The following is an 8,214-nucleotide window of genomic DNA, read 5'->3' on the forward strand; positions in this document are numbered from 1 at the left end:
TGGCGGATCACGCGGAAGCTGGCCGGCACGTACTCCAGTTGCTCGGCCACGTCCTCGCCCAGCGGCCGCAGGCCGCCACCGCAGGCCGGGCAAGCATCGGCCTTCGGCGCATAGACCTTCTCGTCTCGCGGCAAATGATCGGGCAAGGGACGACGCACCGACTTCTTGCGCGGCGCTTGGTCGGCCGCCGGCATCTCGCGCGCCGCCTCGGCCGCGTCGGCCTGCAGGTCTTCCAGTTGCAACTCCAGCTGCTCGATTTGATGATCGAGTTTTTCCGACTTGCGGCCGAACTGCATGCGCCGCAATTTGGCGATCTGCAGCTTGAGGTGTTCGATCTCGACGGCGCGCGTGTTCAGTTGTTCGGCCATGCCGGCCAGTTGCTCGTCACGCTCTTGCAGCAGGCGATCGCTGGCTAACAGCAATGCCTTCAAGGCATTGATATCGTTGGGCAGGTCGGCTGAGCTGAGCATGCGCCAAGTTTACGCGAGGCTGATGACGTTTACAAGGCCGACGTTGGTTTCCAGGTGCGTTCCGGACGCCGCCAATCGATGCCTTCGAGCAGCATCGACAGCTGCGCCGGCGTCAGCGCCACCGAGCCGTTGGTCGCTTGCGGCCAGATGAAGCGCCCCCGCTCAAGCCGCTTGGCCAACAGGCACAGGCCATCACCGCTCCACCACAGTAGTTTGATGAGGTCGCCACGCCGGCCTCGGAATACAAACACATGCCCACTGAACGGGTCTTCCTCCAGCGCGGTCTGTACTTTTGCCGCCAGACCATTGAAGCCGGAGCGCATGTCGGTGGTGCCGGCGGCAAGCCAGACCTTCGTGCCGGCAGGCAGGCCGATCATCGCAGCACCCTGTCCAACACCTGCGCCTATATGGCCGCATTGGGCTGGCCTTCGATCCGAACACGGATTTCGCCCAACTCAAGCACGATAACGCCGTCGGCGTCGGCGTTGATGTTGCTTGGTGCAGGCGCCGATGGCGCCAGCACCACCGGCAACAGGCCGTCGTTTCGCATCGATGCAGGTACGCCAAGGCGTCCTTGTTGATACAGCCGACGCCAGCTGAAGACTTGGTTGGCATTGACGCCGTGCTCACGCGCGATGCGCGCGACCGAGGCACCAGACTCCAGCGACAGCGCCACCAAGGCGCGCTTGAACTCCAATGGATGCTGGCGATAGTGGCCGCGTGCATTCGTCGAAATGATCGGTTGAAAATTTGTGTCCATAATCGAAAATTGTGGGCACAAATATTGTGCCGAAATTCGATCATGAATGACGCTGGTCAGGCAGTCCAGACGGCGCTGGGAAGACGCTTACGTTTTAAGCTGCGCCGCTGCTTGCGTGATTTGGCCGCCTCGGTCTTGAGCCAGCCGGAGAGCTGGAAGGCGTATGGGTCGATTGCGCTGGCCGATTGGCGTTCCGCATAGGCGGGCTCGGTCGTTTCCGAGTGCAGGTAGCGCCGGACGGTGTTGCGCGAGATGCCGAGGCGCTTGGCGATTACCCGCAAAGGGACTTGGTCGCGAAGATGCCAGCGCCTGATTATTCCTAGTAATGCCACGTCGATCACTCCGATTCCCCACTCGTCAAGACAAGTAGGATTGTGTGCTAAACGTGGGTCAATTTTCGATGCAAATTATGCGGCAAAGTGGGTCAGTTTTCGGTGCTAATCAACACAATGCTACCTTAGCTGAACCTAATGATTCACAATGTGGCACTATTAGTTCATAAACTAGCAAGTCTTCAAAAACTAGGAGCTGAGAATGGACCAATCAACGGAGCAGACGGCAAGCGAAGACGGCAATTTAAACCTCAGAGAAGCGCTTGAACTACGTAAAGATATCGCTGAGTTCGGACAAGAGATGAAGACCGATTTTGGCGAAGTTAATTTAATTCTAGACCGGGTTGACGGTCATATGGGCGATATGTCTGAGATATTAAAACGTTCACATTTGACTTTGGACAATATCTTAGCTCAGAGATAATTAAGACGCATGATTGATGCGCCGTTATCACTATTTTGGAAGCTTGGCTCGAGCCGAGCATTTTACGAATGCCAGTTTTTCGTCAACCCCACCGAGCTGATGTCGAGCTCAGGGAGTTGACGCAGCTATTTTTATAATTCGTTTTCTTCCTTGTAGGCAACGTAAAACCCGTTTCCCTCATGCCGTACTTCGTCGCCATCGCGGCCAGCACTGGTCTTAAACGGATGTTGCTCGAAAAACACAAACGCCAAGCTGTTCGCCAGTTCCAGGCCACGGATTCTGGATCGGAAAAATATGGTCTTAGCTGCACTACCGTCAGTACGGCCAAACTTTATGACAGATTGACGGTCAGGCATTTATTCCTTTCAGCGATGGTAATGTAATGATTGCCGCAATGGGGCAACACAGTCTTGATGTGTTAGCCCACCTAGGATTTGAGTACATGCTTACCGGCAAAGTTCTCTTTTAACGCCCGCAGGCTCTTCAATGTGGCCCCGTTTAACTTCACAGAATAAACTTCTTCATCCATGATTTCGCCTGTGAAAAGCTTCTCTGGCAAACCAAATGCGATGGACTCGGCGACCCGAAGCTGAGCTTCTATGTTTTTATTGATGGCTTGCTTCTCTGCTCTTTGGGCTTCCCGGCTTACACCAGGCAACTTGTTGTGTTTAGCGGTAATCTTCGCACCACCCGCTGCATTTGCTTTGACGTCAAGGGCAGCGATCACTCCGCCCTCGCCTTCGGCCTTGAACACGGCAACCGCAACGTCAGGGGAGACCAGACCGCTTCGGATACGGTGCTTTACGAGCTCTGGAAGCTTGTTCAGGAGAGTCAGACGGTCCACCCAACCGATTGATACACGAAGGCGTTCAGCGATATTGGCGCGGTTCAGGCCCAGACCCGACATACGACGCACGACTTCGGCGCACTCCATTGGAGTTAACTTTTCCCCCTCGTTACCGTGGACGGTGAGGACCAGTCTGTCGAGATCATTGCCTTTAAACGGTATGCACATGAGGAACGGGATGGGGTTTGAAAATCCCTCAGCGATCAGTTCAGCGCGTGCTTCGATGGCGGCTTGGCGGCGGCAGTGACCATCCACTACTTCAATCTTGGAGCCGCGCAGCCGGACCTCCAATGGTTTAACGTAATCACCTGCCTTGTAGGCTTGTTTAATGCTCGCAATTTTTTGCAACGTCTCCGACTTGCTCAGGTCGCGAGGATTGAACCCAAATTCCACCCCGATCAGGTTGAGCGGAATTTTAAAGACCTCCGCTTTTTTCACGCCCTCAGTAGAGCGTTCAAAATCCCGCCAACTCATAGTAGGTTGTGTATCTGACAAAATTTCGGTGTCGAGGCCGGGGTTGCTCCCAGACGCAGAACTACCGACGTGGCTAGTTTGGCTACTTGTAACGACTCGCATTTGATCCTTTTCATTTTCTGACTTAACGACAATTGACGTTGATATCGCTATCCGCAGCGCAATTGTGACGTAAACGCGGCTGACTTAAAAGCATCATCTGGTGAAACTGGCAGAGATGCCACCAAACCAGCCCACTGTTACAGTTTCGTCAGCAAACGCCCGCGCAATACTGGCCGCGAATATCATTCGTCTGCGAGGCGAACTCGGCTGGTCGCAGGAGTACTTGGCATTCGAATGCGGCCTACACCGCACTTTCATCGCTCACGTGGAGCGGCAAGTCAGAAACGTCTCGCTGGACAACATCGAGAAGATCGCTAAAGCCTTAAACGTAGAAACCTACCTGCTTTTGAAGGACAGGTAGGTTGCTAGGGTTAAGGCTGAACTACACTTGGTAGAAGTTGGCTGGGATCGTGACTGCAAAGATTACAAAAATGAAGCAAATCACACGGTGCTTGGCCAAGACCCGTAACAGGCTACGGATCGAACTCACCCACTGCTGTGCTGCCTTTGCTTCTTCGCTTCGCAGGCCATGCCGTTGCCAGCGTTTTGCGGAAGCTGCCTTGCCTGCTACAGTTTTGGGGCCGGTGGCTTTCGTCCATGGTTTCGTCCGCATGATGGTCTCCCGGCGCGCCTGACGCTGCTCGTCTGTCAGTGTCGGTGGCTTACGCATCGGAACTCCGCAACTGGCGAATCGCGCCCAAGGTGGAAATGAGAGCGCGCTGCGTGCTCATTGCGGACTTCAGGGCCATCGTGATCAATTCAGGTTTCTTTACCTCCGCAGCACCGCGCAACAAGTTGTAGAGCAGCGCTTCCAATACGACCGCTTGGCGGCCCAGCGACTCTGCGATTGCGGCATCGCCACCGCCCAACAATGCTTTGTTACGACGGGTCAATTCTTCGAGCGCGGTTTGCGCTTCCTGCAAGCCGTAGCATTCAATCGCAACCAGCGCGCTGGCAGCGGCCTCCTCGATGCTGTACTTCATGTGTTCAATTTCAGTATTTGATTTGATCATAAATTTAAGTGGCCACTCGTAGTAAATAGACCCACCCCGTACTGCCCCCGGCCCGCGTAGCTTTGTCCCATATCGTTATTTAAATTAGTACTGCGGGGCTTGCGGGGGATAGCAGGGATGTTTTCTAACGGAATAGATTTTTTTCTTTATATATATTGGTGGAAACGTATCGATTATTCCCTGCTAACCCCCGCAAGCCCCGCAGTTGCCACCATCCACAGCGCGATGTCATTTCGGTCTTTGCCAGCCTGGCGCAGAATCAAGCCGGAGACCCAACGGTCGCGGCGGTTGCGAAGCACTCTTCCGAGGCTCACCGAACTAGGGATAGCATGGCGGCCCAGCATTGCCGTGAGCGCCTCGCGAATCATGCCGTTCGGCTCGTCAATGCTGCGGCGCTCGCCCAGCTCCCACAGTTGAAGAACATCTTTTGCTTGGAACATCACACCGTTGAACGTCTCATTCAGGCCGGTCAACAACATGCGGTGCGCTGCAACGTCTGGATCATCGACGCCCGAATCTTCCATAATGGAATGGGCTGGGTCACCAACGCTGCCGATGCCCGCCTCCTCGCAGTAACCGGTCGATCCAACCCACAGCACGCACTGACGCACCAGTTTGTTCCACTCGCTGAATCCGGCATCGCCATTGCTATCCAGTTTTGGCTTGGCCTGCCAGAAAGCGCGAATAACAACCAAGACAGCTTGTGCAATTTCCTGGCGTTTTGCCAGCGCCATATCGATTGGATCGAACGAGAAGTTGCGCGATTGCGGGGTCTCAACGCCGGGATCAATGCGCACGCGGATCATGCGGCGCCCCAGATCGCGGTCGAGTGCGGCGTTATTACCCGTAGCGCAGATCATCAAACGCGAGTCGCCATTGAAGCAAGTGTTGCCACCCAAGATGCGCTCGCTGAGATTGCCGCTTGTGATCAGCCCCGCGATCACCGGGCTGCGCCAGGTACCAACGACGTTATCAATCAGCCAGGACGACTCACCGCCCAGCAGCATAGCGACCAGCTTCTTGACGGTTTCCGCCTCTACACCGGAGCCTTCAACGAAGGGAGTGATGCCGCCGCGCTTACCGCGCATCAGTGCGACCAGAGCTCCAGCGCATTTGGTCTTGCCGCTAGCCTGCACTGGTGCATCGAAAAAGTACCCCGGTGCGATGTCGAGAGCGGCACGGCAAACTGCCGTGATGATCGCAGACAGCATGGCGGCACGGTCGGTGGCGGTGGCGAAGCGGTAGCCGCTCCAAGGCATCCACAGCGTCATCAGCGCCGAGATAATGTCGCTGCCCGAAGGTTTCTCCGGGATTGCCGCAACGGCATCTGGGGCGATGTTCGCGTAAACGCCGTTCCCCGCTTTGAAACCGGGGGTTACTACAATGGCGCCATCCGGCGTGGCGTATGGCAAGTTAACGGTAGCTTTCAGAACTTTCAATTATGCCTCCACCAAATCCATTACCATCTCGACGACATCGCCTGGGACGTCAGCAGCGATGTCGGGACCGTTGTCCTTCTTGACGTAGATAGCGGTACGCATACCGATCAAGTACGTCAAGCCTGCCTTGTGCAGCGGACGCACTCGGTTGCCATCGATCTGGACCAACTTACCACCACGAACAAAGACATCCGGCTCGTCGCTCAGCACCTTGTAGATTGCATCCGCCAACTCTGCTTTGCGACCGCGCTGGAGGTAGAGGCGGTGGGGCTGGCGGCGCAAGAAGTAGACCGCGCCGCCGTGCGCGAAGCTGTTCAGAGTCGGGACTGCTCCGTAGAGGAACAATTTGCCAGTAACCTTGTGGTTTGCGTATTCTGGCTCCAACGGATCGAAGGTCAGTGCGCCGTTGTAGCGCTCGCGGTTATCAAGGATATGGCCGACGGTAACAGTGCAGCCATCAGCCAGCTTTACATCGAAATCGCCCAGCAGGAAGCCTTTCGTTGCAGCCGACAAGGTCTGTTCAGCGCGCTCAGCCGCCTGCTCCTGTGGCACGATATTGCTCAGTTTGATGACCATTGCCGTCATGCGCTCGGCCTTCCAAGCCTCCTCGATCAGACGTGCTTCGCCTGCGACTTTAGCTTTCGCGTCCTGTACCAGCATCTGGTACTTGGCATCGTCGGCAGCAGACAAGTCTTTGATAACTTCACGGGTCTTCAACCACGAACCTTCGGACAATACAACCGGCGCACCACGGCGCTGTTCCAACGGCGCGTGGCAGGTGGAACCACCGATGTAATCCATGCGGGCGGCTTCGGCCATTGCAGCATCGAAGATCGAACGGATCAAGCGCTTGCCCGACTTGGAGATAGCGATGTAGCCGTGACCGGCGAGCCACAGTCGTTTCGCCAAGATGTCGCAGACGCGCTCGGTGTCGCTAATGTCGTCAACCATGATGTACAGACGCTGGCCGCGTAGGCCTTGCATCTCGACCTCACCGCTGTAGATGTAGGAGCTACCCGAGCACCACCATACAACGCCTGCCGAGCACAGTTCTGGGATCGTCGCAACCAGCAAGCACCAGAGCTGATCGCGGGTGAGCGCAACCTTTCCGGCTGGTGGATCGTAGTCCAAGATGATGATGCCTTTCTGGCCGAACAGGAATGAGAAATGTTTCTTGGTGCGGGTCAGGGCATCAGGGAATTTGGCAAGCATCGCCTTGGTCACGATAGCGCCTTCAATTGCACCGGTAACAGGAACGCTGGCAGTGATGGCCTGCGAAGTGGTGACTGACGTCAACAGCGTCACCAGATCCAACACCGTCGTGAAGAATTTCACCACGAACTTGCCTTGGTAGAACTCGCCAGCGGTGGTTTTCTCCAGGCCATTCGGGGTCTGCTTGAAGATCTTGCCGAGCGTCGCTGGGACAGCGACAATCAAGTACGTCAGCACTCCCATCGCGGCATCGTATTGGGTTTTCATTTCCATGTTCGATTACTCCTCGATCTCGAACATTTTTTTGACGCGGTTCGCGATGATCAGGAAATTGATAGCCTCCTGCTTGGCCTTCTCCCAGTCACCGCTGTGGTTCGGCAAGGCCGCCATACGTTCGAAGCAGTGGACGTTGTTCTCGACCGCCGTGACGATATCGTGTACGCGGTTCAACGTTTTCTGGACGCTCAGTTGCTCCAAGTAGGACGCGTAGATCAGGGAGCTCTTCAGTTTTTCCATGATTACGCGCCCTCCACGTTGCGGGCAGCGACTACGGCCTGCTGAGTGTTTTTGTAGGTGCGTGCCGTCAGCCAAGCTTCGACGTCGGATTTGCGGTAGCGTACTGCGCCACGCTTGCCGGGCGTCAGCTTGATGAATGGCAGGCCGAGCGAGCCGGTGACGCGAGCGTTTGCCAGCGTGCCGCGAGCCAGCTGGACGAAGGACGCGGTGTAGTCCTCCTTCCACAGCGTGTCGGAGACCGAGGCTTCGGCGTTGATGGATACTTCTTTGTTCATTTTTTTCCCAATGATTTATTGCGTACCAACGTTAGTACGTATGAACATCATGGGAAAAATCGCGCTACCTGAATAACACCGATGAAAAATTTTAAAAAAATTCCATCGGTGTTATTCACTTGCATAAGCACGAGGTAACAACAGCAAGGGAGCCGTAGTTAGTGACGTTGCTTCCGTAAAGAGCCTTAACTGAGCTAGACGTCGTGCGGCCAACTCATCAGCACTAGGTCAGGAGTTCGCTTCATGCGCTTCTGCAGTAATGTTTGCGCTGCCGAATAATTTTCGGCAGAGGTTGTAGGGAAAATAGTCTTAACGATTTCCGCTACAGCACCGAAGTTGGGCTTTGCTTT

The 8,214-nt window shown here is 55.4% G+C and carries 13 protein-coding genes and 1 pseudogene; 2 read left to right on the forward strand and 12 right to left on the reverse strand.

Features of this window, described 5'->3' with window-relative positions; genetic code table 11:
* The 4 genes and pseudogenes from Q0S71_RS03170 to Q0S71_RS03185 form a co-directional block, all read right to left on the reverse strand.
* Window positions 1-470 (reverse strand): IS66 family transposase zinc-finger binding domain-containing protein (locus tag Q0S71_RS03170; RefSeq protein ID WP_295991216.1); only part of this gene is annotated, 470 nt, incomplete at its 3' end.
* 29 nt (window positions 471-499) lie between these two features.
* Entirely contained in the window at window positions 500-847 is a 348-nt protein-coding gene (gene tnpB, locus Q0S71_RS03175; protein WP_295991218.1) for an IS66 family insertion sequence element accessory protein TnpB, read from the reverse strand.
* A gap of 26 nt (window positions 848-873) precedes the next feature.
* Entirely contained in the window at window positions 874-1,209 is a 336-nt protein-coding gene (locus Q0S71_RS03180) for a transposase (RefSeq protein WP_295991238.1), read from the reverse strand.
* A 113-nt stretch (window positions 1,210-1,322) separates the two neighbouring features.
* A pseudogene (locus tag Q0S71_RS03185) lies at window positions 1,323-1,571 on the reverse strand (helix-turn-helix domain-containing protein); the annotation flags it as partial.
* A 193-nt stretch (window positions 1,572-1,764) separates the two neighbouring features.
* On the opposite strand from Q0S71_RS03185, the gene Q0S71_RS03190 reads away from it, so the two are divergent.
* A complete protein-coding gene (locus Q0S71_RS03190) occupies window positions 1,765-1,986 on the forward strand; it encodes a hypothetical protein (protein ID WP_295991221.1) in 222 nt (73 codons plus the stop codon).
* A gap of 131 nt (window positions 1,987-2,117) precedes the next feature.
* On the opposite strand, the gene Q0S71_RS03195 is transcribed toward Q0S71_RS03190, so the two are convergent.
* Entirely contained in the window at window positions 2,118-2,342 is a 225-nt protein-coding gene (locus tag Q0S71_RS03195; protein WP_295991223.1) for a hypothetical protein, read from the reverse strand.
* 71 nt (window positions 2,343-2,413) lie between these two features.
* Window positions 2,414-3,271: a hypothetical protein gene (locus Q0S71_RS03200; RefSeq protein ID WP_295991225.1), complete on the reverse strand. Its 858-nt coding sequence runs from the start codon at window positions 3,269-3,271 to the stop codon at window positions 2,414-2,416.
* A 238-nt stretch (window positions 3,272-3,509) separates the two neighbouring features.
* Between Q0S71_RS03200 and Q0S71_RS03205 the strand changes: the two genes are divergently transcribed.
* Window positions 3,510-3,770, forward strand: a complete 261-nt coding sequence (locus Q0S71_RS03205; protein ID WP_367185269.1) for a helix-turn-helix domain-containing protein — start codon at window positions 3,510-3,512, stop codon at window positions 3,768-3,770.
* 21 nt (window positions 3,771-3,791) lie between these two features.
* Here Q0S71_RS03205 and Q0S71_RS03210 read toward each other — a convergent pair whose 3' ends face one another.
* From Q0S71_RS03210 to Q0S71_RS03235, 6 genes are all read right to left on the reverse strand, one after another.
* Entirely contained in the window at window positions 3,792-4,079 is a 288-nt protein-coding gene (locus Q0S71_RS03210; RefSeq protein ID WP_295991226.1) for a hypothetical protein, read from the reverse strand.
* The gene (locus Q0S71_RS03215; protein WP_295991229.1) at window positions 4,072-4,392 is read right to left on the reverse strand and encodes a hypothetical protein; all 321 of its coding nucleotides are present in this window, start codon (window positions 4,390-4,392) and stop codon (window positions 4,072-4,074) included. The genes Q0S71_RS03210 and Q0S71_RS03215 overlap by 8 nt, the downstream gene beginning before the upstream one ends.
* Before the next feature lie 203 nt (window positions 4,393-4,595).
* On the reverse strand, window positions 4,596-5,861 hold the full coding sequence (locus Q0S71_RS03220; protein ID WP_295991230.1) for a hypothetical protein: 1,266 nt from the start codon (window positions 5,859-5,861) through the stop codon (window positions 4,596-4,598).
* Window positions 5,862-7,346, reverse strand: a complete 1,485-nt coding sequence (locus Q0S71_RS03225; RefSeq protein WP_295991232.1) for a hypothetical protein — start codon at window positions 7,344-7,346, stop codon at window positions 5,862-5,864.
* Between the two features lie 6 nt (window positions 7,347-7,352).
* Window positions 7,353-7,589: a hypothetical protein gene (locus tag Q0S71_RS03230; protein ID WP_295991235.1), complete on the reverse strand. Its 237-nt coding sequence runs from the start codon at window positions 7,587-7,589 to the stop codon at window positions 7,353-7,355.
* 2 nt (window positions 7,590-7,591) lie between these two features.
* Complete coding sequence (locus Q0S71_RS03235; protein WP_295991236.1) at window positions 7,592-7,864, reverse strand: hypothetical protein; 273 nt, start codon at window positions 7,862-7,864, stop codon at window positions 7,592-7,594.
* Between the last annotated feature and the right edge of the window lie 350 nt (window positions 7,865-8,214).

The sequence above is a fragment of the Rugamonas sp. genome, from assembly GCF_025354735.1.
Taxonomy (GTDB): domain Bacteria; phylum Pseudomonadota; class Gammaproteobacteria; order Burkholderiales; family Burkholderiaceae_D; genus Rugamonas.

Excerpts from the sequence above, each read along its gene's own strand:
- Q0S71_RS03235 (WP_295991236.1), bottom strand. The coding sequence starts at position 7,864 with ATGAACAAAGAAGTATCCATCAACGCCGAAGCCTCGGTCTCCGACACG.
- Q0S71_RS03215 (WP_295991229.1), bottom strand. The coding sequence starts at position 4,392 with ATGAAGTACAGCATCGAGGAGGCCGCTGCCAGCGCGCTGGTTGCGATT.
- tnpB (WP_295991218.1), bottom strand. The coding sequence starts at position 847 with ATGATCGGCCTGCCTGCCGGCACGAAGGTCTGGCTTGCCGCCGGCACC.
- Q0S71_RS03195 (WP_295991223.1), bottom strand. The coding sequence starts at position 2,342 with ATGCCTGACCGTCAATCTGTCATAAAGTTTGGCCGTACTGACGGTAGT.
- Q0S71_RS03230 (WP_295991235.1), bottom strand. The coding sequence starts at position 7,589 with ATGGAAAAACTGAAGAGCTCCCTGATCTACGCGTCCTACTTGGAGCAA.
- Q0S71_RS03210 (WP_295991226.1), bottom strand. The coding sequence starts at position 4,079 with ATGCGTAAGCCACCGACACTGACAGACGAGCAGCGTCAGGCGCGCCGG.
- Q0S71_RS03225 (WP_295991232.1), bottom strand. The coding sequence starts at position 7,346 with ATGGAAATGAAAACCCAATACGATGCCGCGATGGGAGTGCTGACGTAC.
- Q0S71_RS03190 (WP_295991221.1), top strand. The coding sequence starts at position 1,765 with ATGGACCAATCAACGGAGCAGACGGCAAGCGAAGACGGCAATTTAAAC.